At 68.6% G+C, this 23,578-nt stretch carries 21 protein-coding genes; 15 read left to right on the forward strand and 6 right to left on the reverse strand.

The features are described from left to right. Nucleotides 1-3: 3 nt before the first annotated feature. Nucleotides 4-1,542, reverse strand: a complete 1,539-nt coding sequence (locus tag ACSVDM_RS02120) for a hypothetical protein (protein WP_439262307.1) — start codon at nucleotides 1,540-1,542, stop codon at nucleotides 4-6. Nucleotides 1,543-1,973: 431 nt separating this feature from the next. Here ACSVDM_RS02120 and moxR1 point away from each other — a divergent pair, with 431 nt between their 5' ends. The 8 genes from moxR1 to ACSVDM_RS02160 all read left to right on the forward strand — a co-directional run bounded on the left by moxR1 (nucleotide 1,974) and on the right by ACSVDM_RS02160 (nucleotide 8,861). Beyond that, entirely contained in the window at nucleotides 1,974-3,140 is a 1,167-nt protein-coding gene (gene moxR1, locus ACSVDM_RS02125; RefSeq protein ID WP_067635964.1) for a chaperone MoxR1, read from the forward strand. A 23-nt stretch (nucleotides 3,141-3,163) separates the two neighbouring features. Then, nucleotides 3,164-4,120, forward strand: a complete 957-nt coding sequence (locus ACSVDM_RS02130; RefSeq protein ID WP_067493757.1) for a DUF58 domain-containing protein — start codon at nucleotides 3,164-3,166, stop codon at nucleotides 4,118-4,120. Beyond that, nucleotides 4,117-5,121 carry a VWA domain-containing protein gene (locus ACSVDM_RS02135; RefSeq protein ID WP_067635960.1) on the forward strand — a complete coding sequence of 335 codons (1,005 nt, stop codon included), beginning with the start codon at nucleotides 4,117-4,119 and terminating at the stop codon, nucleotides 5,119-5,121. The genes ACSVDM_RS02130 and ACSVDM_RS02135 overlap by 4 nt, the downstream gene beginning before the upstream one ends. 84 nt (nucleotides 5,122-5,205) lie before the next feature. Then, on the forward strand, nucleotides 5,206-5,922 hold the full coding sequence (gene fabG1 / locus ACSVDM_RS02140) for a 3-oxoacyl-ACP reductase FabG1 (protein ID WP_067493761.1): 717 nt from the start codon (nucleotides 5,206-5,208) through the stop codon (nucleotides 5,920-5,922). 71 nt (nucleotides 5,923-5,993) lie between these two features. Continuing rightward, on the forward strand, nucleotides 5,994-6,830 hold the full coding sequence (gene inhA, locus ACSVDM_RS02145; protein ID WP_067493763.1) for an NADH-dependent enoyl-ACP reductase InhA: 837 nt from the start codon (nucleotides 5,994-5,996) through the stop codon (nucleotides 6,828-6,830). Beyond that, nucleotides 6,830-7,879, forward strand: a complete 1,050-nt coding sequence (locus tag ACSVDM_RS02150; RefSeq protein WP_439262311.1) for a ferrochelatase — start codon at nucleotides 6,830-6,832, stop codon at nucleotides 7,877-7,879. Before inhA ends, ACSVDM_RS02150 begins: the two co-directional genes overlap by 1 nt. An 85-nt stretch (nucleotides 7,880-7,964) precedes the next feature. Further along, entirely contained in the window at nucleotides 7,965-8,354 is a 390-nt protein-coding gene (locus tag ACSVDM_RS02155; RefSeq protein WP_439262313.1) for a hypothetical protein, read from the forward strand. Nucleotides 8,355-8,444: 90 nt separating this feature from the next. Further along, a complete protein-coding gene (locus ACSVDM_RS02160) occupies nucleotides 8,445-8,861 on the forward strand; it encodes a hypothetical protein (RefSeq protein WP_439262315.1) in 417 nt (138 codons plus the stop codon). A gap of 109 nt (nucleotides 8,862-8,970) precedes the next feature. On the opposite strand, the gene ACSVDM_RS02165 is transcribed toward ACSVDM_RS02160, so the two are convergent. Further along, entirely contained in the window at nucleotides 8,971-9,786 is an 816-nt protein-coding gene (locus ACSVDM_RS02165; RefSeq protein ID WP_357146194.1) for a hypothetical protein, read from the reverse strand. Between the two features lie 58 nt (nucleotides 9,787-9,844). Further along, nucleotides 9,845-10,657 carry a DUF3097 domain-containing protein gene (locus tag ACSVDM_RS02170; RefSeq protein WP_439262664.1) on the reverse strand — a complete coding sequence of 271 codons (813 nt, stop codon included), beginning with the start codon at nucleotides 10,655-10,657 and terminating at the stop codon, nucleotides 9,845-9,847. A 143-nt stretch (nucleotides 10,658-10,800) separates the two neighbouring features. On the opposite strand from ACSVDM_RS02170, the gene ACSVDM_RS02175 reads away from it, so the two are divergent. The 4 genes from ACSVDM_RS02175 to ACSVDM_RS02190 all read left to right on the forward strand — a co-directional run bounded on the left by ACSVDM_RS02175 (nucleotide 10,801) and on the right by ACSVDM_RS02190 (nucleotide 16,072). Next, a complete protein-coding gene (locus tag ACSVDM_RS02175; protein ID WP_439262317.1) occupies nucleotides 10,801-11,232 on the forward strand; it encodes an NfeD family protein in 432 nt (143 codons plus the stop codon). 5 nt (nucleotides 11,233-11,237) lie between these two features. Next, nucleotides 11,238-12,467, forward strand: coding sequence for an SPFH domain-containing protein (locus tag ACSVDM_RS02180; RefSeq protein WP_439262319.1), 1,230 nt, complete (start codon nucleotides 11,238-11,240; stop codon nucleotides 12,465-12,467). A 127-nt stretch (nucleotides 12,468-12,594) separates the two neighbouring features. Next, complete coding sequence (locus ACSVDM_RS02185; RefSeq protein ID WP_439262321.1) at nucleotides 12,595-14,532, forward strand: hypothetical protein; 1,938 nt, start codon at nucleotides 12,595-12,597, stop codon at nucleotides 14,530-14,532. Between the two features lie 58 nt (nucleotides 14,533-14,590). Further along, nucleotides 14,591-16,072: an ABC transporter substrate-binding protein gene (locus ACSVDM_RS02190; RefSeq protein ID WP_439262323.1), complete on the forward strand. Its 1,482-nt coding sequence runs from the start codon at nucleotides 14,591-14,593 to the stop codon at nucleotides 16,070-16,072. An 11-nt stretch (nucleotides 16,073-16,083) separates the two neighbouring features. Here ACSVDM_RS02190 and ACSVDM_RS02195 read toward each other — a convergent pair whose 3' ends face one another. After that, complete coding sequence (locus ACSVDM_RS02195) at nucleotides 16,084-17,328, reverse strand: molybdopterin-binding protein (protein WP_439262325.1); 1,245 nt, start codon at nucleotides 17,326-17,328, stop codon at nucleotides 16,084-16,086. Between the two features lie 142 nt (nucleotides 17,329-17,470). Between ACSVDM_RS02195 and ACSVDM_RS02200 the strand changes: the two genes are divergently transcribed. Further along, entirely contained in the window at nucleotides 17,471-18,331 is an 861-nt protein-coding gene (locus ACSVDM_RS02200) for an isocitrate lyase/PEP mutase family protein (RefSeq protein ID WP_439262327.1), read from the forward strand. A 1-nt stretch (nucleotide 18,332) separates the two neighbouring features. Here ACSVDM_RS02200 and ACSVDM_RS02205 read toward each other — a convergent pair whose 3' ends face one another. Then, nucleotides 18,333-18,959 (reverse strand): DUF305 domain-containing protein, encoded by a 627-nt coding sequence (locus ACSVDM_RS02205; protein ID WP_439262329.1) that lies wholly within the window; start codon nucleotides 18,957-18,959, stop codon nucleotides 18,333-18,335. Beyond that, complete coding sequence (locus ACSVDM_RS02210; RefSeq protein ID WP_439262331.1) at nucleotides 18,956-20,518, reverse strand: LVIVD repeat-containing protein; 1,563 nt, start codon at nucleotides 20,516-20,518, stop codon at nucleotides 18,956-18,958. The genes ACSVDM_RS02205 and ACSVDM_RS02210 overlap by 4 nt, the downstream gene beginning before the upstream one ends. A gap of 219 nt (nucleotides 20,519-20,737) precedes the next feature. Here ACSVDM_RS02210 and ACSVDM_RS02215 point away from each other — a divergent pair, with 219 nt between their 5' ends. Further along, entirely contained in the window at nucleotides 20,738-22,471 is a 1,734-nt protein-coding gene (locus ACSVDM_RS02215) for a BCCT family transporter (protein ID WP_439262333.1), read from the forward strand. Nucleotides 22,472-22,499: 28 nt separating this feature from the next. Continuing rightward, entirely contained in the window at nucleotides 22,500-23,549 is a 1,050-nt protein-coding gene (locus ACSVDM_RS02220) for an ABC transporter substrate-binding protein (protein ID WP_439262335.1), read from the forward strand. Nucleotides 23,550-23,578 lie beyond the last annotated feature (29 nt).

Here is a 23,578-nt window from a genome sequence, read left to right on the forward strand (position 1 = left end):
TGGTCACCGGTACGGCATGATCCGGCCGTTGTGGGTGTCGGTCCAGCCGATGTCGCCGTCGGGGTTGCGCAGGAGCCGGTAGGTGGTGGCCATTCCCGGTACCTCGTGGATCGTCGAGTTCTCCCATTCCAGCAGGTCCGCGAAGGACGTGTCCGGGTTGCCTTCGTACACGATCGGCGTGCCGTCGGCGTCGAGCCGCTGCGGCAGTCCGCCGTTGCGCAGCTGCTCCACCGCCTGCCGCACCGCCTCGGGTACCGGCCGCTGCCCCTCGGCCGCCGAACACGGTGACCCCGCGGCGCCGCAGTCGGGCTCGCGCAGGCCTTCCTCGATCGCGTCGAGCAGGCCCTGCACCTGCGCCTGACCGACGGCCTCGGCAATCACCTCGGTGTCGGCCTCGAAGCGTGTCTCGTAGCTCACGTTCCGGCGTTCGGCCTGGGCCTGACGCTCCGCGGCGGCCTGCTTCTCGGCGTTGACCGCGGCGAATACCGCACCGGCCTCGGGTGCCGAGCACGTCAGTTCGCCGTCGAATCCGGTGGTGTCGAAGGGGAACGAGCCACTCGCACTACAGCGGCCCCCGTGGCGGCCCTCGACCGAGACCGTCGCGGTGAGGGTGACGGTGGCGGTTCCGGTGACCCGGGCCCGGTCCGAGCGGGTGATCCGGCCGGTGAACGGTTGCCGCACGGTGCATCCCGCGGTGTTGCAGGTCAACGCGCCCTGACCGGGACGGAAGGTGAAGTCGCTGTTCACCGCGCCCCCGAGCCGGCCGATGGCGTTGCGCAACGCGGCCCGCACCTGATCGAGCGAGTCCGCGACTTCGGTGAGGACCAATTCGGCCGCGTCGGACTCGAACGAATCGTTCGCCGGGGTCCACCGCAGCACCCGATACGGTTCCGACGCCGAGATGTCGAGGATGCCCGCCTCGGTTTCCGCGCGCAGCGCGGGCTCGCCGTCGACCTCGACGCCGCCGCGGACGTCCGCGTTGTCCAGCTGGACCGCCAGCCAGCCTGCCAGCAGCGCGGGGGTGGAGAACGCGGCGGCCTCGGTCGTGATGGCATCGGGCGCGGTCTGCCACTTGTCCTGATTCGCGGCGCTGATCGGTGCCCGCCCGAGATCATTGCCCTTGCCCGAGGCCGGTCCGAGGTAGAGCTGCCCGCCCGCGCGCACGATCTCGGAGGACTGCCCGTCGACCGAAACCGTTCCGGTGGTGTCACCGGTCGCGGTGACGGTGACGTCCCAGGTGTGGGCACTGCTCGGCACGGTTGTCCGGTACCGCAGTGCCGGTTTGCCCGACAGCGACGACAACGCCTGGTAGAACGGCGCGCTGCTGCCCGCCGGCTCCGGCCACGCCAGCCATACCGCCGCGCCGACGACCAAGGCGAACACCGTCACCACCGAACCGACGACCAGCCCGATCACCCGTCCGCGCGGGCGTGGCTTCGCGAAATCGAAGACCGGCTGCGGCGGGTAATGGATCGGCGGGCCACCATATGGCTGCCCCCGATCGAACTGCCCCTGATCGAACTGCTGATTCCCCGGATACATCACCAATCGTTCCCCCCGGCCCGAGAATTATTCGGGCGCAATGTGTTTCGCGGGGGAGGGTAACAAGCTGCCCGGGTTCGGGCGAGTCGTCGGCGAAATCGTCCGAACGGCCAGGCTGTCCACACCGTTGCCCGGCTGTGGTTCGAGCAGGCGTGGCGCCACTGTCCGTGCAGCGAGGAAGCACACGCACACACTTGTCGTGCGGCAACAACGACATCGGTCGACGAATTCGGCGATGTCGCCGGACCCGTCGCGCAGCCGGCGGTTTTCGGCAATGATGCAGGTAGTGTCCCCGCACTCCGCGCTCACGCCCGTTCGGGCTGTCGCACCGAGAGGGCCGAATTGCCGCCGAGTCATGGCCGGTTGCGGCGCACCGGGCGATTCAATGGAATAGTTGGGGCCGCACGCACAGGACCAAAGCGAAAGCGGGGATGTTGGTGACTTCGACGGAAGGTGTGAGCGGGCCGAAGCTGGCGAAGGACGCCGGTACGGCAACGCCGAGCACCCTGGAGCGTGACGTCCAGACTCTCGAGAAGGCGATCTACGAGGTCAAGCGGGTCATCGTCGGCCAGGATCGGCTCGTCGAGCGGTTGCTCGTCGGTGTGCTCGCTCGTGGCCACGTCCTGCTCGAGGGTGTGCCCGGCGTCGCGAAGACCCTTGCCGTGGAAACGTTCGCCAAGGTCGTCGGTGGTTCGTTCTCGCGGGTGCAGTTCACCCCCGACCTCGTGCCGACCGACCTCATCGGTACCCGTATCTACCGGCAGGGCCGCGAGGAGTTCGACACCGAGCTCGGCCCGGTGGTCGCCAACTTCGTGCTCGCCGACGAGATCAACCGGGCGCCCGCCAAGGTGCAGTCGGCCCTGCTCGAGGTGATGGCCGAGCGCAAGCTGTCGATCGGCGGCAAGACCTACCCGATGCCCGATCCGTTCCTGGTCATGGCGACCCAGAACCCGATCGAGAGCGAAGGCGTGTACCCGCTGCCCGAGGCGCAGCGCGACCGCTTCCTGTTCAAGGTCGTCGTGGACTACCCCTCCGTGGAGGAGGAGCGCGAGATCATCTACCGGATGGGTGTGAGCGCGCCGGAACCCAAGCAGATCCTCGAGCCCGAGGACATCATCCGCCTGCAGAAGGTGGCCGCCAACGTCTTCGTGCACCACGCGCTCGTCGACTACGTGGTCCGCGTCATCAGCGCCACCCGCACCCCGGCCGAGTTCGGCATGCCCGACGTGGCGAGCTGGATCTCCTACGGCGCCTCCCCGCGTGCCAGCCTCGGCATCATCGCCGCCGCCCGCTCGGTCGCGCTGATCCGTGGCCGCGACTACGTGGTGCCCCAGGACGTGGTCGAGGTGATCCCGGACGTGCTGCGCCACCGCCTGGTGCTGTCCTACGACGCACTGGCCGACGAGGTTTCGCCCGAGGACGTCATCAAGCGGGTACTGCAGACCGTCGGTCTGCCGCAGGTCGCGCCGCAGGCCGTCGGCGGCCCGCAGAACTCGCAGCCGCCGGTGCCCCAGCCGCCCGCTCCCCAGTCCCAGCCTGCGCCGCAGCCGGTGAACGGGCAGCAGTCCCAGCCCGCCGGCCACGTCGCGCCCCAGTGAGTGCGCCGGAACCCGTTGCCCGCGTGCCCGAGCCGTCTCACGTACCGCCGTCGTTCCGGGCGGGGGAGCTGACCGATCCGAAACTGTCGGCCGCGCTGAAAACGCTCGAGCTGACGGTGCGCCGCCGCCTCGACGGTGTGCTGCACGGCGACCACCAGGGCCTCATCCCCGGCCCGGGTTCGGAGCCGGGGGAGGCGCGGCTGTACCAGCCGGGCGACGATGTGCGCCAGATGGATTGGTCGGTCACCGCCCGCACCACCCATCCGCACGTGCGCCAGATGATCGCCGACCGCGAGCTCGAGACCTGGCTCGTGGTCGACCTGTCGTCGAGTCTGGACTTCGGCACCGGGCGCGTGCAGAAACGCGACCTGGCGATCGCGGCGGCCGCGGCCATCACCCACCTCACCTCCGGCGGCGGCAACCGCATCGGCGCCGTCGTGGCGACCGGTCAGGATCTGGTCCGGATTCCCGCGCGCGCCGGGCGCCTGCACGCCCAGACCATGCTGCGCGGCATCGCGACCACCCCGCACGCCCGCGACGGTGTGCGCGGTGACCTGAAGGCGGGCATCGAATCGTTGCGCCGCCCGCAGCGCAAACGTGGTCTCGCCGTGGTGATCAGCGACTTCCTCGGCGACGTGGACTGGCAGCGTTCGCTGCGCGCCATCTCGGCCCGCCACGACCTGCTCGCGGTGGAGGTGCTCGACCCGCTCGACATCGCCCTGCCCGACGGCGGCGATGTCGTGCTGCACGACCCCGAGACCGGGCACACCCGCGAATTCAGCGTCACCCCCACGCTGCGCGCCGATTTCGCCGCCGCGGCCAACGCGCAGCGCGAACAGGTGCATCAGGCGCTGCGCAGTTGTGGTGCGCCGGTGCTGACTCTGCAGACCGACCGGGACTGGATCGCCGACGTGGTCCGGTTCGTGTCCACCCGGCGCCATAACCTCGGCGCCCCGAGCGGGCGGGTGCCTCGCCAGTGAGTATTTCGCATTTCACCGCCGCCGCCTGGCTCGGTTTCCTCCTCGTCGTCGCGCTGCTCGTCCTCGGTTACGTGCTCGTGCAGCGCGCCCGCCACAAGCGGATGCTGCAGTTCGGCAATATGACCGTGCTCGAGCGGGTCGCGCCGTCGCGGCCGAGCCCGATGCGGCACGTGCCGATCGCGCTGATCCTGGTCGGGCTGATCCTGCTCACCATCGCCGCCGCCGGGCCGACCGCCGTGCAGAAGGTGCCGCGCAACCGCGCGACGGTGGTGCTGGTGATGGACGTGTCGCTGTCGATGGAGGCCACCGATGTGCCGCCCAACCGGCTGCAGGTGGCTCAGGAAGCGGGTAAGGACTTCGTCGAGGGGCTGACCCCGGGTATCAACCTCGGTTTCGTCACGTTCGCCGGTACCGCGTCGGTGATGGTGTCGCCCACGACCAATCGTGAGGCGGTCAAGCACTCGATCGACAACATCAAGCTGGCCGAGCGCACCGCCACCGGTGAGGGCATCCTGACGGCCCTGCAGTCCATCGACACCCTCGCCGCGGTGCTCGGTGGTGCGGAAACGCCGCCGCCCGCGCGCGTGGTGCTCATGTCGGACGGCAAGCAGACGGTGCCCGACGACAAGGACATCGACAACCCGCGCCACGGTTTCACCGCCGCCCGCCTAGCCAAGAACAAGGGCATCCCGGTGTCGACCATCTCCTTCGGCACCGAGTGGGGCACCGTCGAGATCCCCGATTCCGACGGCGGCGGCTCGCAGCGGGTGAAGGTTCCCGTGGACAACGACTCGCTGCGCGAGATCGCCGAGCTGTCCGGCGGCGACTTCTACACCGCCTCCTCACTCGCCGAGCTCACCGCCGTCTACGACACTCTCGAAGAGCAGATCGGCTACGAGACCACCCGGGGCGATGCCAGCAGGCCGTGGCTGCTCGGCGGCATGTTGTTCGTCGCGGCGGGCGTGCTCGTCAGCTTGCTCTATCGTCAACGCCTGCCCTAGCTTGCCGTACTCGGCGTTGTGAGCAGTCGCAACGGTGCGACCCTGACGCCGGGCCCACGAACCAGAACAGATAGGTTGGACCCTATGTCGAACGTCACATCCCGGTCGGTGCTGGTCACCGGCGGTAATCGCGGAATCGGTCTCGCGGTGGCCCAGCGCCTGCTCGCCGACGGGCACAAGGTCGCCGTCACCCATCGCGGGTCGGGCGTGCCGGAGGGACTGTTCGGGGTGAAATGCGATGTCACCGACAGCGAGTCGGTCGACCGGGCGTTCACCGAGGTCGAGGAGCACCAGGGTCCGGTGGAGGTGCTGGTCGCCAATGCGGGCATCACCGACGACACGCTGCTCATGCGCATGACCGAGGAGCAGTTCACCAAGGTCATCGACGCGAACCTCACCGGTGCGTTCCGCTGTGCCAAGCGTGCCAACCGTGCCATGCTGCGTGGCCGCTGGGGCCGGATGATCTTCCTCGGTTCGGTTGTGGGTATGAGCGGTCAGGCCGGTCAGATCAACTACGCGTCCTCGAAGGCCGGTGTCATCGGCCTCGCGCGTTCGGTGACCCGCGAGCTGGGTTCGCGTTCCATCACCGCCAATGTCGTCGCCCCCGGTTTCATCGAGACCGACATGACCGCGGATCTTCCCGAGGACATGAAGGAGATGGCGAAGAAGTTCATCCCGCTGCAGCGCCTCGGTCAGCCCGAAGACATCGCCGCTGTCGTCAGCTTCCTCGCCTCCGAGGACTCCCGCTACGTCTCCGGCGCCGTCATCCCGGTCGACGGCGGCATGGGCATGGGCCACTGACCCGCTGACCGACTCCCCGTGGCGGGCGATCAGCCCGCCGCATCCCCGAATCGCAGGAGAACCGAAAACCCATGGGCGGACTGCTCGAAGGCAAGACCATCCTGATCACCGGCATCATCACCGATTCCTCGATCGCGTTCAGCGCGGCGGCGGTCGCGCAGGAGCAGGGCGCGAAGGTGATCATCACCGGCATCCCCGAGCGGCTGCGTCTCATCGACCGCATCGCCAAGCGGCTCCCGCAGGAGGTGCCCCCGGCCATTCCGCTGGACGTCACCAACGAGGAGAACCTCGGCGCGCTGGCCGATGCCATCCGTGAACTGGCGCCCGAGGGCGTCGACGGTGTGCTGCATTCGATCGCGTTCGCGCCCAAGACCCTGATGGGTCCCGACGCGGTGCCGTTCCTCGAGGGCCCCGGCCCAGATGTGGCCAAGTCCTTCGAGATCTCCGCCTGGAGCTACGCCTCGCTGGCCCGCGCCGTGCTGCCGGTGATGAACGAGGGCGGCTCGATCGTCGGCATGGACTTCGATCCGCGCGTGGCGATGCCGTACTACAACTGGATGGGCGTGTCCAAGGCCGCGCTCGAGTCGGTGAACCGGTACGTGGCCCGGGAAGTGGGTTACGCCAAGAAGATTCGCTCCAACCTGATCGCCGCCGGTCCGGTGAAGACCCTGGCCGCCAAGGCCATCGCCGGTACCGCCACCGACGACGCCAAGCAACTGCGTCAGCTCGACGAGTACTGGGACGGCGCGTCGCCGATCGGCTGGGACGGCGCCGACGCGCGCGCCGTCGGCAAGTCGATCGTGGCGCTGCTCTCGGATTGGCTGCCCGCCACCACCGGCTCGATCATCTACGTCGACGGCGGCGCGAGCCACAACATGTGGTTCCCGGAGAACTTCACCTCCAACTGATGGCCGACGCGCTGCTGCTGCTGTCGTTCGGCGGCCCCGAGGGTCCCGAGGACGTGCTCCCGTTCCTGGAGAACGTCACCCGGGGCCGCGGGGTGCCGCCGGAACGGCTGGCCGAGGTCGCCGAGCACTACCTGCATTTCGGCGGGGTCTCGCCGATCAACGCCCTCAACCGGCAGATCATCACCGCGCTGGAAGCCGACCTGGCCGATGCCGGACTCGACCTGCCGGTGTATTTCGGCAACCGGAACTGGCATCCGATGGTCGAGGACACCGTCGCCACGATGACGGCCGACGGTGTGCGCTCGGCCCTGGTGTTCCCCACGTCCGCGTGGGGTGGGTACTCGGGCTGCCGCCAGTACGACGAGGACATCGCCCGAGCCCGCGCCGCCGTGGGTGCGGGCGCGCCCGAACTGGTGAAGCTGCGCCAGTATTTCGATCATCCGCTGCTGATCGCCGCTTTCGCCGACGCGATCACCGCTGCGGTACAACAGCTTCCGGCCGACCACCGCGAGGACGCGCGGCTGGTGTTCACCGCGCACTCCATCCCGGTCGCCGCCGACAATGTCGCGGGACCGCCCGCCGACGGTGGCCGCCTCTACAGCAGGCAGGTGGCCGAAGCCGCCCGATTGTGTGCCGCCGCAGCCGGTTTCGCCGAGTACGACGTGGTGTGGCAGTCGCGGTCCGGCCCGCCACAGGTGCCGTGGCTCGAACCCGACATCGTCGATCACCTGGATGTGTTGCACGGCAAGGGAATCGACGCCGCCGTCGTGTGCCCGGTCGGTTTCGTCTCCGATCATCTCGAGGTGATCTGGGACCTCGACAACGAGGCCGCGACCCGCGCCGGCGAACTCGGGATGGCTTACGCCAGGGCGGCCACGCCGGGCACCGACCCGCGTTTCGCCCGGATGATCGTCGAGCTGATTCAGGAACGGCTGAGCGCGGGCGACGTCCGTGAGCTGGGCGAAGTCCCCGGTTACGGCTGCACCGTCAACGGTGCGCTGTGCGCGGTCGGCTGCTGCGAGATGCCGAAGCGGCCCGCGCGGCCGTGAGCACAACCGCATAACCATTCACCGTCTGCCCGTCGAACGCGGGTAGGCTGGGCGGTTGTTGTGATCGACAGATCGGAGGCATCCGATGCGCTCGACAAGACGCCGTCACGCGGCCACACTGCTTCTGCTGCCCGTCGCCGGAATCACGCTCGCCGGCTGCGGCGGTGACTCCGGGTACGAGACCGGCCCCGAACCGATCGAACCCACCATTTCCCAGCCGACCGTCGACAGCCTGTGCAGCATCCTCGACGCCCAGCAGGGCACCTGGAAAGCGTTGGGCCCCGAGGTCGCGCACGTGGCCTTCAGCGGCGCGATGACGCTGTGGACGCAGCGCGACACCACCGCCAACGCCGCCATCGCCTACGACCGCTACATCGTCGATACCGTCACTCAGCGCAGCTGCCCCGAAGTCCGTCGCGAAACCCTGGCCGTCATCGACTACCCGGATCTGAAGACCGCGCTCAACGGATTCTGAAGCGGCGGTTCCCCGTTCGCGCGGCAGGTGCGTTAGCATCGCCGGTGTTCATCGGCCGGGAGGGTCGAACATTCGTGACGGGGAGATCCGATGATCAGTGCCGATATCGCCGAGATAATCCTTGCCAAGCCGGGCCGGGGTGGTCGTGGTGGCGGCAGCAGGGGCGGCGGCGCGCTCATTCCCGGCTGGTTGTGGCTGGTCCTACTCGTGATCGTGCTCATCGTGGCGCTCCTGATATTCCGTGCCTACCGGAGTAGCCAGAACCGCACCGCGCCATTCTTCCCGCCGCAACAGCCGCCGCCGCAACAGCTCCCACCCGGGCACCAGCAGCCCTACCCGCAGCAGACGCCGAACTACGGTCATCCGCAGGGCGGATACGCGCCACCGCAGGCGCCGTACCCGCCGCAGTATCCGCAGGGTCAGTACCCGCCCCAGCAGCCGATGCCCTACCCGCCCCAGCAGGCTACGTACCCGAATCAGCCCCAGTATCAGCAGCCGTACCGCTGACCTGACACCGCCGGGAATCGCCTACAGCACAGTGCTTTCGGCACCGACAACAGGATTCTGCTCGTCGACGACCCCGTGATCGGGCACGCATCGGGTGCCGCCCACCGCATCAGGCCGGTGGGCGAGCTGCGGCGTGGATGGCGACCAATCGCGCCTGGCGAATCGTGTTCCACAGCGGACGCAGCAGTGATTCGTGGGCGCCGATGGCGGTGGCCGAGGTCGGTGACGATGCCGGTTCATGTTCGGCGACAGTGAGAATCGCCGCGACGTGGTCGGCCGTGTCGAGAATGCGCTTGGCGCGCAACGGAATCGAGTCGGGGTACGCGTGCTTGGCGTAGGCCGCGAGCTGGGCTTCGATCTGCTCGCGCGGGTCGGCGTCGGACGGGCCGATCGAGGTGGTGTGCAGCTGCATGAGCGCGTCGGCGGCGTCGCGGACGGCTTCACGCATCGTGTACTCGGCGGCGCCGAGAGTCATGTCCGGGTCGCCGACGGGCGGGACGATCACGCTGTAGACGGTCCACTGCAGGGTGTCGTCGTCGTCCCAGTGCGGGATCAGGCCGGTGCCTTCCTGGCCGGGGACGCCGATCAGGATGCCTTCCTCCGCATCGATCGCGTCCGCCGCGAAGGCGCTGCCCACCGGTAGGCCGCGCACGTCGCCGGGTGCGGGCAGGACCAGGCGCAGGTGTGCGCCCGCAGGGGCCATCGCCTCACGGATCACCTTGAGCAGCGGCATGGCGCCGGTGCCGGGAAGGTCGCCGCGGGAGGTCCACGGTAGGTCGGTGCGGCCACCGGTGGCCGGGTCGCCTGCGGCGATGGTGTGGCGTGGCGCCCAGGCGTGCAGCGACTCCAGCACGTCGTCGGGCGCGCTGGTACCGGCCAGCCAGGAGCCGGCCCAGACCGTCAGCGTGGCACTGGGAGAGCACATAATCATCGAGCATAAAGGTTCGCCCGGATCCGTGTGCCGGGTCTGACCTGCGGTCGAGCTACTCGGGCTCGGTGACGAAGTCGATGAGCCGTTCCACCGCGCCGATCAGCGGTGCCTCGAGATCGCGGAACGAGTCGACCGCGTTGTACACCCGGCGCCACCCCTCCTGCGGGGTCCCCCAGCCGAGCCTGCGGCAGATGCCGGTCTTCCAGTCCTCACCGCGCGGCACCGTCGGCCAGGCCTCGATCCCGACGGCGGCCGGGCGCACCGCCTGCCACACATCGATGAAGGGGTGCCCGGTGACCAGGACGTGTGGGCCGAGCCCGGTGGTGAGCTGGGACTCCTTGGAACCGGTCACCAGGTGGTCGACGAGCACCCCCACTCGCGCGCCTGGACCGGGCCCGAACTCGGTGAGCCGGGCGCCGAGATTGTCGAGCCCCTCGAGATGTTCGACGACCACGCCCTCGACCCGCAGGTCGTGGCCCCACACCCGCTCGACGAGCGCGGCGTCGTGCACGCCCTCCACCCAGATGCGGCTGCCACGAGCCACCCGCGCGCGCAACCCCTCTACCCGCGTCGAGCCGGACGCGGAGCGGGTCGGCGGCTTGGGTGCGGTGGCCTTCGGGCGGACCAGCGTCACCGGTTTGCCGTCGATCAGGAACGCCGCCTCGCGCAGCGCGAACAGACGCACCGCCCCGCGACCGTCCTCGAGTTTCACGAACTCGCCGTCGTAGCTGCGGTCGAAACCGACTACGGCACCGCAGAATCCACTCGCCGCGTCCTCGACCACCAGATCCCGTTCGGCCGCCACCTGCGGTACCGGCGTCTTCTTCGTCCGGTTGTGGCCTGCGTAGATATCGCCGCCGTACATGTCACGCGCACTCACCCGCCCGAGCTTAGAGCCGCCAGGGGGCGGTCCGCGGGAGCGGCGCGCGAAAACCGTTGGACCACAAGATCGGCTCTGGGGGCGGGCGACCCCGCCCGCGACGGCCTGATCGGGGCTAGGCTTGGGTGGTGGCCGCAATAGTCTGGCTGATCGCGGGCCTCGTGCTGGCGGCGGCCGAAATGCTCACCGGGGATCTCACGCTGCTCATGCTCGGCGTGGCGGCGTTGGCCACCGCGGGCGTCAGCGCCGCCGCGGGCCTACCGCTGTGGGGTGACGCGCTCGTCTTCGGCGCGATGGCCGGTGTGCTGTTCCTCGGGGTCCGGCCGGTGCTGCGCCGCAGGTTCGGTACTCCGCCGCCCACACCGACGAATGTCGATGCGCTGACCGGGAAGTCGGCGCTCGTTCTCGAGGACGTCGCCGAGTATTCGGGCCGGGTCAAACTCGGTGGCGAAGTGTGGACGGCGCGTCCGCTCGATCCGAGCGAAGTCTACGAAGCCGGTGTGACCGTCTATGTGATGAAGATCGACGGCGCCACTGCCGTCGTCTGGAAGGGTCCTTAGAGTCCATGGTTGCCTTGATCGTGGCCGCCGTCCTCGTCCTGCTGGTCGTGGTGGTGGTTTTCAAATCTATTGCGCTCGTTCCGCAGGCCGAGGCGGCGGTGATCGAACGGCTCGGCCGGTACTCGCGCACGGTGTCGGGTCAGCTCACGTTCCTCGTCCCCTTCGCCGACCGGGTGCGCGCCAAAGTCGACCTGCGTGAACGGGTCGTGTCGTTCCCGCCGCAGCCGGTGATCACCCAGGACAACCTCACCCTGCAGATCGACTCGGTGGTGTATTTCCAGGTCACCAGCCCGCAGGCCGCGGTGTACGAGATCAGCAACTACATCGCCGCCGTCGAGCAGCTCACCGTCACCACCTTGCGCAACGTGGTCGGTGGCATGACGCTCGAGGAGACGCTGACCTCGCGCGACCAGATCAACAACCAGCTGCGCGGTGTGCTCGACGAAGCCACCGGCCGCTGGGGCCTTCGGGTGGCCCGGGTGGAACTCAAGTCCATCGATCCGCCGCCGTCGATCCAGGAGTCGATGGAAAAGCAGATGAAGGCCGACCGCGAGAAGCGGGCCATGATCCTCACCGCCGAGGGCACCCGCGAGTCGCAGATCAAGACCGCCGAGGGCGCCAAGCAGGCCCAGATCCTGTCCGCCGAGGGCGCCAAGCAGTCGGCGATCCTGTCGGCCGAGGGTGAGCGGCAGAGCCGCATCCTGCGCGCCCAGGGTGAGCGGGCCGCGTCCTACCTGCAGGCGCAAGGTCAGGCCAAGGCCATCGAGAAGGTGTTCGCCGCCATCAAGAACGGCAAGCCGACACCGGAACTGCTTGCCTACCAGTACATGCAGACGCTGCCGATGGTCGCGAAGGGCGACGCCAACAAGGTGTGGCTGGTCCCCAGCGATTTCGGCAAGGCACTCGAGGGGTTCGCCCAGAACTTCGCCACCAAGGGCGAGGACGGGGTGTTCCGGTACGAACCGAACACCGAGGACACACCGCCGGTGAAGATCGAGGACGACTCCGACGTGGCCGACTGGTTCGAGACCGCCTCGGACCCGAAGATCGAGCAAGCGGTCCGCGCCGCCGAGGCCACCGCCCGTCAGCCGGTCGAGGGTTTCGAACCGACACTGCCGAAAAACCTTGCGCCCAAGCCGGAACGCAACCTCCCCGAACCGCCGCCCGTCGGCCCGGCCCCGACGCAGCCGGAGGACCCGTACGGTCGTCCGTGGCAGCCGCCGCAGCACGGGTAGCCCACACGCGGGCCTGGCATCTTCGCTCAAAAGTGTTGACACGGTTGACAGTTGATGCGCCGTTTGCCAGGGTGAATCGCATCTCGAGTGGGGGTGGTTCCCGGGTGTGCTGCCTGTGGAGTGCCGGATGCAGGCGATCGCCATGCTGAACGACATCGTGCGTCGCCTGATGCGCCGCGACCTGAGCCGCAAACCGCCCGGCAATCTGGCGCACCCGGTGCTGGTTGTCGAAGGTGCGCACGGCGCCGGTAAGACGAGCGCTCTCAGAGAGCTCGAAAAGGCCGTCGCCGTGCACCAGATTCCGTGTGCACGAGTGGATTTCCAGCACTGCGAGCACGAAACGGTGCCTGCTGTCCTGCTCGCGGTCGCCGCGCAACTGGCCCGGATCAGCCGGACCTACGGTGGCTTCGGATTTCCGCTGCTCACGATCGCGGGTCTGGCCCTGGCCGCGGATCTTCCGGCGACCCAACCCGAGGCACGCGACGTGATCCGCGCGATGCTGCGGGAGAAGGTGGATATCCGGTCGACGGAAGACCTGTTGCATGGCATCGCCGACAGCCTCGCGGGGGCGCCACTTCCTTTCCCGCTGAATTCTTCGATCCCGATACTGACGGAAATCCTGCTGGCGGCGATGCGGCGTTGGCGGACCCTCTCACCGGCCTGGTACGGCCATCGCGATCGCGCGATGGCCGTCGACCCCTACGACGTGCTCGTCGAGCTGAACCGGTCGGCCGAGCGCGGTGATACGCAGTCGGTGAACGCGCTGGTGTGGGAGGTGTTCCTCGCCGACCTGCGCCACGAGTTCCGGCAGTCACCGCGTGCGGGTGCGATGACGCTGAATTGCGTTGTGCTGGTGGATAACGCCGACACCGCGTTGGGTCGGGAGTTCGTGCACGGGCTCGTCGAAGCGCGCCGCGAACGACCTGCCTACATCGGTGGCGACGCGGATCGCGTACCGGACGTCGATCGGGTGGCTGACCCGGTGACCGTGGTCGTCACCAGCAGGGGTGGTCTGATCGACGCCCACACCGAGCGGCTGCTCGAGTTCTCCGGTGGTCTGAGCGACCACGCGCTCGACTATGACGAATTCGACGTCGCGTACCTGTGGTGTCGCTATCTACTGCCCGACCTGGGCGCCGACGGCACGCATCGGATGGTCTCCGGCCTACAGCCCCCGCGGGCCCGTGGCATCGCGCCGATCGGCAACCGCCAACTCTCGACCATGGTGTACGAACTGTGCGCGGGCCACCGCGGGGCGTCCGCGACTGTCGTGGCGGCGCTACAAGAGCGCCCGCTGCTGTCAGGACAATCCCTGGCCCTCGTGCTGGCAGGTCCCGAGCCGGGCTACGGGGGTGCCCGTGGCCGCTTGGAGGACACCGTGCGCGCGAGCCTGCTTGGCGACTTCCCCGAAGAGGCCTACGCGGATCTGGTGACCTGCGCGGCCGCCCGCACCTACCGGCACGCCGCCTTCCTCGCCACCGGTAGCGGCATGCTCACCAGCGGACTCGCCTACCTGCCCACTGTCACCGCTCTGCTGTGGCCGGAAGCGGGCGGTGCGGGACCTGTTGTCCTGCGGCGGCTCCTGCTGCGCGAACTCGCCGCCCGCCCGGCAGGCGCGACGGACTGGCCGACGGTCTTCGCGTGGTTGCGTGATCACTGCCAGGACGGTGCCGAAGAGGTGCTGCCCTACGCGATGGCCGTAGGCGACATCGATGCGGTGTGCGCCGGGGTGCGGGCCGGGCTGGTCGAATCCGGTGATACGGCGACCGGTCTCGCGTTGTTGCACAAGGTGGCGGCCGCGCCGCGGCGTCCCTGCGATCCGGTTTTCTCCGCGATGGCCCAGGTCGACGCCGCGCTGGTCGGCTGTTCGGATCCTGATGCCCTGACCAAGCTGGTGGTCGAGCTGTGGGTGTCGCGTGATCCGCTGCTGTCCGACATCCGGGCCACCCTGCACCGGCAGATCGCGGTGCATTGCGACACCGTGGTCGGCACCGTGCGCGGGGATCCCGAACCCTTGTTGAGCCAGGCCGAACAGCATCGCAAACACGCCGAGTTCTGGAGTTGAGGCCCGAATGGACCAGCCACCACCCCCGCCTCCGTGGCCGACGAGAATATGGCTGTGGGTGCGCGAGCACCTGCTCCTGGTGAGTGCCGCACTGGTCGCAGTCCTCGCACTGGGGTACGCCGTGCCGCAGCTGTGGCCCGACAACAGTTGCGGCGCAGAGAGTTCCGGCGTCGAGAAGGTCGACGGCGAATGTGTCGGTGTCACCGAAGGCAGTTACGTCTTCGACGAATCGTTGTCGGGGATTCAGCACAAGATCGCCGAGGAGAACCGCCGGGTGAGCGGGTCGGGGCACACCGTCACCGTCGCCCTGCTCGATTCGCTGACCGTCGACAAGACCTCGGCGGTCACACCGGACATGGTGCGCAACGCACTCGAGGGTGCCTACACCGCGCAGTACCGGATCAATCACACGAAGGCCGTCGGCGATCAGCGGCCGCTGGTGAAGCTGGTGCTGGCCAACTGGGGCAGCCACCAGTTGCAGTGGGAGCCGGTCGTCGAACAGCTCGCGACGATGGTCGGTGGCGCGGAGCCGCTGGTCGCGGTGACCGGCCTGCGCGTGTCGACGGTGCAGACCGAGAAGGCGGCCGAACGCCTTGCCGAGCACAGTATTCCGATCGTGAGCTCGATCGCCACGGCTGATCAACTCAACTACGGCACCATCCGGGGATTCGTGCGCGCCGCACCGCCGAACCTCGAATACGCCATGGCGCTGAAGAAATACCTCGGTCACCATCCCGACCTGGATTCGGCGATGTTGGTGTACGACCTGAACTCCGAGCTCAATCCCGACCCGTCGGCCACCACGGGCACCGATCTGTTCACCCGGTCGCTGCGCGACGATTTCACCACCGCGTTCGCCGACCGGCTCGCTTTCCCGCCGCAGGGCTTCGTCGGGCAGTCCGGGCAGACGGAGGCGAGCCCGAATCTGTTCTCCAACATCGTGCAGAACGTGTGCGCGGTGCGGCCGAAAGTGGTGGCCTTCGCCGGTCGCGTCGTCGATTTCGGTGGTTTTCTCGAGTCGATGTTCAATCGCGTGTGCCCGGCGTCGGCGGTGACCATTGTCGCGGCCGGTGCCGATTTCGGGGTGCTCGACCTGCGCGCGCAGGAGTCACAACTGCGGGCCAAGAATGTGCGTGTCGTCTATGCCACGGAGACCGATCCGCAGGGCTGGCTGCAGAATTCGCCGTCCACCCCACCGTTCTTCCGCGAATTCCACGAGCAGTTCCAGCAGTTGGGCTTCGCCTCGGCGAACCTGAACGACGGCAGCGCCATCGGCACCCACGACGCCGTACTCATCGCGGCCAAGGCGGCACGACTGTCGGCTCGCGCGCAGTCGGACTACGCGATGCCGACCCACCTCGATGTGCTCAACCAGATGCTCAATCTCAACAGCCTCGACGAGGTGCCGGGTGCCGGTGGGCAGCTCAGCTTCAGTTATCGCGGGGAGAACAGTGGTAATCCGAGCAACAAACCGGTTCCGGTGATCGAGGTGCCGTCGGCGGCGATCGCCAATACCGCCGAGGTGCACCACACACAGTGAATCCCGCTGTGTCAGCGGGGGAGAGGAAGCAGTTCGACAAGGGTGCCTCGGCCGGTGCCGGGCGGGAGGACTGCCAGGGCTTGGCAGCCGATGAGGCCGGCCAGGTGGGGGGTGTGGGCGGGGCCGGTGCTGCGCCAGACGCCGCCGGTCTGTTGCTGGACGGGGACGATGCGGGTGGCGTCGCCCGCCATCACGCCCGCGTCGGAGAGCCTGCCCCACATGGTCGGGCCGGGGGTCCGCAGGGTGAGCGCGTCGATGACAGCGGGGCCGACGGCCAGCAGGGCGGCGACGGCGGCGAGCGGGTTGCCGGGCAGGCCGAGTAGGACACGGCCGTCGGGAAGCTGGGCGACGAGGGTCGAGCCGCCGGGGCGGATCGCGACCCGGTCCACGACGATGCGGGCACCGAGGTCGGCGAGCAGGGTGCGCAGGTGGTCGGCGGCGCCCCGGCCGGTCGCCCCGACCATCACCACCAGGTCGGCGTGCGATTTCAGGGCGAGCCAGGAACGCAGCAGGTCGCGTTCGTCGGCCAGATGCCACAGCCCGGTGCTCGCGATATCGCAGCAGCGCAGGAACTCCGGCAGCACCGGGCCGAGCGAATCGCGGGTCTCGCCGGGACCGAGCGGGCCGACCGCACGGATCTCGTCACCGGTCATCACCACATCCGCGCGCAACGGCCCACGTACCGTGACGGTTTCGGCCTCGGCACTGAGCGCGGCCGAGACCAGCGCGGCCGACACCCGTGTGCCCGCGGGCGCCAATTGGGTTCCGGTTGACCAGTTCTCGCCTTGTCGCCGGGTGTCGTCGCGTACCGGGGCATCGGGCGCGCGCAATACCACCGGTTTGCCCGACACCACGGTGGTGACGATGTGTTCGTCGCGCAGAGTGGCCGTGGTGCCCAACGGGGTGGCGGCGCCGGTCGCGATCCGCACCGCCTCACCGGGTGCGAGCACCACCGAACAGGGACGCCCGGCGTACCCGACGTGCTCGTGCACCCGCCACCACGGACCCGGCCCCGCGACCGCGTAACCGTCCATGGCCGCCGTATCCACCAGCGGCAGCGGCGTGGCCGCACGCAATGCCACCGCCAGCGTTCCGCCGAGCGCCTCGGTCACCGGTAGCTCACGCACCCCCACCGGCTCCAGACCCGCCGCGATCCGCGCACGCACCTGTTCCAGCCCGCACCGCGTCACCGCGACGATCTCCGCCCGCGCGCTCACCACCACGTCCAACCTTCCGCCCGCCGATACTCCGCCCATCGTCCGCACCCCCCATTGCCTGCGATTTTCTCCCCAGTTGCCGCCCGATAACGTTGTCCTCACCCCCGCCGGTCCCCGCCGGTGCGATGCGGTTCGGCGTGGTCTCGGTGCGCGGACCGGATTCGCGTGGCTGAATGGAGGGGTGGATACGGCACAGCGAAAGCGGGCACAGGCGTTTGTCGAGCTGCATCGGTCGGGGTGTTTTCTGTTACCCAATGCGTGGGATGCGGGGAGTGCGCGGGTATTGGAAGCCGCCGGGTTTCCGGCGATCGCCACGACAAGTGCGGGGATCGCGTTCTCCTACGGCAGGCCCGACCACGACTTCCACGCCTCCGAAGAGGACGGGCGGGTCGACAAGGGCACGATGATGCGCCGGATCGGGGAGATCACCGGTGCGGTGGGGATACCCGTGAGCGCCGATCTCGAGGAGGGGTACGGGCCGGACGCGCAGGCCGTGGCCACCACCATCGCGGAGGCCATCGCGGCCGGCGCGGCGGGCGGCAATATCGAGGACTTCACCGGTGAGCGCGCGGCCCCGCTGTTCGAGGAGGTGCACGCCGTCGACCGGGTGCGTGCCGCCCGCGCGGCGGTCGCGGCCAGCGGTGCGCCGTTCGTGCTCGTCGGCCGCACCGACGTGCTGCTCGTCGGTGGCGGGCTGGACGAGGCGATCCGCCGGGGCAACGCCTATCTCGCGGCGGGCGCCGACTGCGTCTTCGTTCCCGGTGCCGCCGACACCGAAACCATCGCCACCCTCGTCCGCGAGCTCGACGGCCCCCTCAATGTCGTCATGGGACTTACCGCCAGCCTCACCATGGCCGAACTCGCCGATCTCGGTGTCCGACGGGTCACCGTCGGCGGCAGCATCGCCCGCATGCTCTACCGCCACCTGTTCGACGCCGCCCGCGAGCTGGCCGACCACGGCACCTTCACCTACGCCGAGAACCAGCTCGGTCAGGACGCGCTGAACGACATGTTCACCCGCCGCGACCTCCCGGGCCGATAGGTCACGGCCGCGCACCGCGCAACTCGAGAAGCACACCGAGCGAGCCCATTTCGCGGCTCTGCGATTGCGCCATGGACCTGGCCGCTTGCTTGACCGGTCCGTCGGTGAGCAGGGCATCGGCGGCGCGGGCCATCGTGATTCCGCCCGCGTGGTGGTGATACATCAGCCGAAGGAACATGATCTCGGCCTCGGTACCCCGTGCCGTGGTGAGGGCGTCGAGGTCGGCCTGTGTCGCCAGCCCCGGCATGGTCGCGGCACCGGTCGAATGGTGGTGCGCCGTCAGCCAGCTCATCGGTGTGGTCGCGGTCGGCGCGGCTCCGGCGAGCTGTGTCCAGCCGAGCAGGGTGCCGATCTCGACCCGCTGGGTGTCGGCGATCTGCTCGGCGAGCGCGCGAACCCCCGCGTCGGCGGCGGGGTCGAGCCGTTGCACGAGGATCACGGCCTGCTGGTGATGAGCCGTCATGTCCTGCACGAAACCCAGCTCGGTCGTGTTCAGCACCGGTGCGGGCGTGGTTCTTTCAGGCGCGAGCAGCGGGCGCGACGCCGCACCGAGGACGAAGAAGAACACGGCCGCCGCCAGTGCGGCCGCCACCCCGAGAGCCCTCGGGCGAGCAGCGGGCATGCTCATGACCCGAGCGTCGAAACCTGGTCGGCGGGCGCCCGATACACCGACTCGTCCAGATTCAGCACCATGAATCCGTTGTCGGAACAGGTGACGTACAGCTGATTCCCCCGCCACTCGGGCGGTGACATGCACCAGTCCGCCGACAGATCACCGAACGCGACCCGCCCCGCCCGCGCCGACAACACCTGCGCCGGGTCGAACAATCCGTCCGCCATGGCCCGCAGTGCGGCGGGCGCACTCATCGCGGGGATACCGATGATCGAGGCCAGCGCGTGCGGGGAGTTCCAGATCTCGAGGTTGCGTCCGGTGCGGGCGGGCGGGTTGAAGTAGGCGATCTCACGGATCGCGGCGGGGTCGCGCACGTCGAACACCCGGATGCCCGAGGACGCCCAGCCACAGGCGAGCGCGGTCGGATTCGCCGGTCGATCCGCCGTGCAGTAGTGCGGATCGTAGGAGAACAGCGAATTGCCCATGGCCGAACCGATCTGGGCGTCGACGTGCTCGCCGAGATTGATCTCGAGTTTGATCTTGTTCACGATGCGCGGCGCGGTGTCGTCGGAGACATCGATGAGTTTCACCCCGCCGGAACCCCCTTCGTCGACGGTGAACAGGTGCGGCACACCGTCATAGGTCACCGGCACGCTGTGCTGGGTGGCCCAGCCGTCGGTCCAGAAGGTGCGCCCGAGGTGGGGGACCTGCGGGTTCGGATCGCGACGTTGCACCGCGCTCACGTCGAGCACGGTGAACCCGCCGAGCGCGGAGATGTAGAGCCGGTTCCCGTCAGGACTCACCCCGAAGCCGTGCGCCTCGATCCCGGTGAGGCCCTGCCAGATCACGTGCGGATTCGCCGGATCGGTCAGGTCTATCGCGCTGAGCAAGCCGGGCGCGATACCCGAGGCCCAGTAGGTGCGGCCGTCGGGGGAGAAGCCGCCCTCGTGCGTCGTGATCGGCAGCGGCATCGCGGGATTCGTCGCCGGTCCCGGATTCAGCAGCCGGGGATGCGCGCAATCGGAGATGTCGTACACCGACAGGAAGCCCGCGCCGATGGCGAGCGGAACCCCGGTGCCGACGAGCAGTTTACGAGTCGTGTTGACCTTCAATGTCTCCCAGGTACCGGCCAGCATCGCGGGCTCGGCCAGAGTCGCGGTGTGCCGTGGATTCGCCGGATCGGACACGTCGAGCACCTGCACACCCGGGTGCTCACCGAGCAGGGTGCCGGGAAAGAACGACCCGACATAGACGCAGTGTTCGAAACTGGTGGAGGTGATTCCGGCTCCGCGCCCGGTGTATCCGCCTGCCATCGACATATTGCAGTGGTAGCCCCGCGCGCTGCGACCACTGTCCCGGTCGGCGGCGGGCACGTCGCCCTGCAGCCCCGTCTCCGGCGCGGACCCCGGCCCGCACTCCGCGCGTGGCACCGATGTCCGCCCGATGTCGAAGAATTCGTGCACCAGCTGATCGAAGGGCTGATCGGCGGCCGCGCCCGACGGCAGTCCGATCGCGATGAGCGCGGCCACCGCCGCCGGTGCCGTCGCGCGCACGACCCGAGTCCACAGGTGCATCGTTGCCTCCTCGATCCGCCCCGACGACTACTGACTCAGACAGTCGTCTGTGCGAATCGTAAAGCAACCGAAAGATTGCCGGAGGTGGTTTCGGGGAACCAAGTCAAGGCTGGGTCGTGCCTTACCCGAGGTCCGCATCGATGCGCTGTACGGTTGCTGCAACCGGCCGGTTCGTCTGGGCGGGCCGGGTGCGTGCGGCCGGAAAGGATTACGGACTTCATGTCTTACAACGCTGTCGACAGATCCGGTGACGCCGACGCGACACCGGGAGCGGTACCCCCGGGAGCATCGCGCAAACCGGGACTCGATCGATTCGTCTTCGCCGCCACCGCGATCGGTGCGCTGGCCTTCGTCGCCTGGGGTGCACTCGACGACGAAAGCCTCGCCGCCGCGGCGAGTTCCGCCCAGAAGTGGGTCATCACCAACACCGGCTGGTTGTTCGTGCTGGTCGCCACCGCGTTCGTGGTGTTCGTGATCTGGCTGGCGGCGAGCCGCTACGGTCGTATCCCGCTCGGCGCCGACGACGAGAAACCCGAGTTCCGCACGGTCTCCTGGATCGCCATGATGTTCAGCGCGGGCATGGGCATCGGGTTGATGTTCTGGGGCGTGGCCGAACCGTTGTCGCACTTCGTGAATCCGCCGCCGCACACCGCCGAGCCGGGCTCACCGGCCGCCGCCGAGGTCGCGATGGCGACCACGCTGTTCCACTGGACGTTGCACCCGTGGGCGATCTACGCCGTCGCCGGCCTCGCGATCGCCTACGGCACGTTCCGGAAAGGCCGCTCGCAGTTGATCTCCTCGGTGTTCCGGCCGCTGCTCGGCCGCCATGCCGACGGTCTCGGTGGCCGCGCGATCGACATGATGGCGATCTTCGCGACGCTGTTCGGCTCGGCCGCGTCCCTCGGCCTCGGTGCCCTGCAGATCGGTGCGGGCATGGAGTTCAACGGCTGGGTCGACGGTGTCGGAAAGATCGGTCTCGTCGCCGTCATCTCGGGCCTGACCGTGGCGTTCGTGTTCTCGGCCGTCTCGGGTATCGAACGCGGTATCCAGTGGCTGTCCAACATCAATATGGTGCTGGCCCTTGCCATCGCGGCGTTCGTGTTCATCGCCGGGCCGACGCTGTTCGTGCTGAACCTGCTGCCGATCGCCCTCGGCGACTACATCGAGATGCTGCCGACCATGGCCTCACGCACGGGCGCCGGTGACGAGGCGATGAAGGCCTGGCTGTCGAGTTGGACCATCTTCTACTGGGCGTGGTGGATCTCGTGGACCCCGTTCGTCGGCATGTTCATCGCCCGCATCAGCCGCGGCCGGACCATCCGCCAGTTCGTCACCGGTGTGTTGCTGGTGCCGAGCGTGGTGAGCCTGCTGTGGTTCGCCGTCTTCGGTGGCGCGGGCATCGCCGAGCAGACCAAGGACCGCGCGCTCACCGAAGCCGACGGTTCGGTGGACTCGAACTTCGCCCTGTTCCACCTGCTCGACCAGTACCCGCTCACCTCGATCACCACCGTGGTGGTGATGATCCTGGTGGCGATCTTCTTCGTCTCCGGTGCCGACGCCGCCTCCATCGTGATGGGCACGCTGTCCGAACGCGGCAGCATCGAACCGTCGCGGTGGATCGTCATCTTCTGGGGTGCGGCGACGGGTGCGGTCGCGGCGATCATGCTGGTCATCGCCGATTCCGACAATCTCGGTGGCGCGCTGACCGGCCTGCAGGCGCTGACGACGGTCGTCTCGCTGCCGTTCCTCGTGGTGATGATCGCGATGTGTTTCTCGCTCTACAAGGACCTGCGCGACGACCCGCTGATCGTGCGGGCCGACCGGGGCGCGGAGCTCATCGAGATCGCCGTCGACAAGGGAACCGAGTTGCACGAGGGCGACTTCGCTCTGGTCACCGAGCCCGCCACCGACGAGATCGTCATCGATCTGAAAAAGAAGGACGCCAGCGACTGACCAGTTACTTTAGGTTAGGCTGCCTTTCGTGAAATTGTCTGTGGGTCGGATCGGTCTGGTTTGTGTCACCGCCGCGGTGGCGAGCGTGCTCGTCGCCTGCGGCGAATCCGAGCAGGTCGCGGGTCCCGGCGCGCCGGCAGGCGGCGAAGGCCGCACCAGCTATCCGCTCACGCTGGACAACTGCGGGACCAGCGTCACCCTCGACGCGCCGCCGCAGCGGGTGGTGTCGCTGGATCAGGGATCCACCGAGATCCTGCTGTCGCTCGGACTCGGCGACCGGGTCGTCGGCACCGCGTCCTGGACCGATCCGGTGCGCGACAATCTGGCCGAGGCGAACAAGTCGGTGCCGCGCCTGGCCGACAACGCCCCCACCTACGAGGTCGTCCTCGACACCGACCCGGACTTCGTCACCGCGTCGTTCGGTCGGCACTTCAAGCAGGGCGGCGTCGCCGATCGCGCCCGGTTCGCCGAAACCGGCATCGACACCTACCTGTCGCCCACCGATTGCGACAACGGGGTGAGCATCAACGGCGGCGGCAAGCGAACCAACCCGCTGACCATGGACTCGCTGTACCAGGAGATTCGTGAGCTGGCGACGGTCTTCGACGTGACGGACCGCGGCGACCGGCTCATCGCCGAGCTGCGCAGCCGGGCGGACGCGGCCGTATCGGGGATCACGAAGACGAACGTGTCGATGGCGTTCTGGTTCGCCGACACCAAGAGCCCCTATGTCGCGGGCGGTCTCGGCTCGGCGAACCTGCTCGCCACCACGGTCGGCGCGACCAATGTGTTCGCCGACCTCACCGACGACTGGCCCGCCGTCGGCTGGGAGACCCTGGTCGACCGCAACCCCGATGTACTCGTCCTCGGTGACCTGCTCCGCAACCGTTTCCCCGGTGACCGACTGGCCGACAAGACCGCCTTCCTCGAATCCGATCCCGTCACCCGCGACCTCGAGGCCGTCCGCGCCGAGCGCTACATCACGCTGCACGGCGCCGAGATGAATCCGTCCATCCGCGCCGTCGACGGCCTGGAGAAGGTGGCCGCGGGCCTGCGCGAACTGAAGGTGCCCAACTGAGTACCGTGCGCGAGCAGGCACGCACCACC

Source organism: Nocardia sp. JW2 (assembly GCF_051843015.1).
Lineage (GTDB): Bacteria > Actinomycetota > Actinomycetes > Mycobacteriales > Mycobacteriaceae > Nocardia > Nocardia coubleae.

What these genes read in the sequence shown, in the direction of transcription:
- ACSVDM_RS02180 (WP_439262319.1), top strand. Translation starts at nt 11,238, where the DNA reads ATGGTTGCCTTGATCGTGGCCGCCGTCCTCGTCCTGCTGGTCGTGGTG.
- ACSVDM_RS02165 (WP_357146194.1), bottom strand. Translation starts at nt 9,786, where the DNA reads ATGTGCTCTCCCAGTGCCACGCTGACGGTCTGGGCCGGCTCCTGGCTG.
- ACSVDM_RS02195 (WP_439262325.1), bottom strand. Translation starts at nt 17,328, where the DNA reads ATGGGCGGAGTATCGGCGGGCGGAAGGTTGGACGTGGTGGTGAGCGCG.
- ACSVDM_RS02120 (WP_439262307.1), bottom strand. Translation starts at nt 1,542, where the DNA reads ATGTATCCGGGGAATCAGCAGTTCGATCAGGGGCAGTTCGATCGGGGG.
- ACSVDM_RS02160 (WP_439262315.1), top strand. Translation starts at nt 8,445, where the DNA reads ATGATCAGTGCCGATATCGCCGAGATAATCCTTGCCAAGCCGGGCCGG.
- fabG1 (WP_067493761.1), top strand. Translation starts at nt 5,206, where the DNA reads ATGTCGAACGTCACATCCCGGTCGGTGCTGGTCACCGGCGGTAATCGC.
- ACSVDM_RS02170 (WP_439262664.1), bottom strand. Translation starts at nt 10,657, where the DNA reads ATGTACGGCGGCGATATCTACGCAGGCCACAACCGGACGAAGAAGACG.
- inhA (WP_067493763.1), top strand. Translation starts at nt 5,994, where the DNA reads ATGGGCGGACTGCTCGAAGGCAAGACCATCCTGATCACCGGCATCATC.
- ACSVDM_RS02210 (WP_439262331.1), bottom strand. Translation starts at nt 20,518, where the DNA reads ATGCACCTGTGGACTCGGGTCGTGCGCGCGACGGCACCGGCGGCGGTG.
- ACSVDM_RS02205 (WP_439262329.1), bottom strand. Translation starts at nt 18,959, where the DNA reads ATGAGCATGCCCGCTGCTCGCCCGAGGGCTCTCGGGGTGGCGGCCGCA.
- ACSVDM_RS02185 (WP_439262321.1), top strand. Translation starts at nt 12,595, where the DNA reads ATGCAGGCGATCGCCATGCTGAACGACATCGTGCGTCGCCTGATGCGC.
- ACSVDM_RS02150 (WP_439262311.1), top strand. Translation starts at nt 6,830, where the DNA reads ATGGCCGACGCGCTGCTGCTGCTGTCGTTCGGCGGCCCCGAGGGTCCC.
- moxR1 (WP_067635964.1), top strand. Translation starts at nt 1,974, where the DNA reads ATGTTGGTGACTTCGACGGAAGGTGTGAGCGGGCCGAAGCTGGCGAAG.
- ACSVDM_RS02155 (WP_439262313.1), top strand. Translation starts at nt 7,965, where the DNA reads ATGCGCTCGACAAGACGCCGTCACGCGGCCACACTGCTTCTGCTGCCC.
- ACSVDM_RS02215 (WP_439262333.1), top strand. Translation starts at nt 20,738, where the DNA reads ATGTCTTACAACGCTGTCGACAGATCCGGTGACGCCGACGCGACACCG.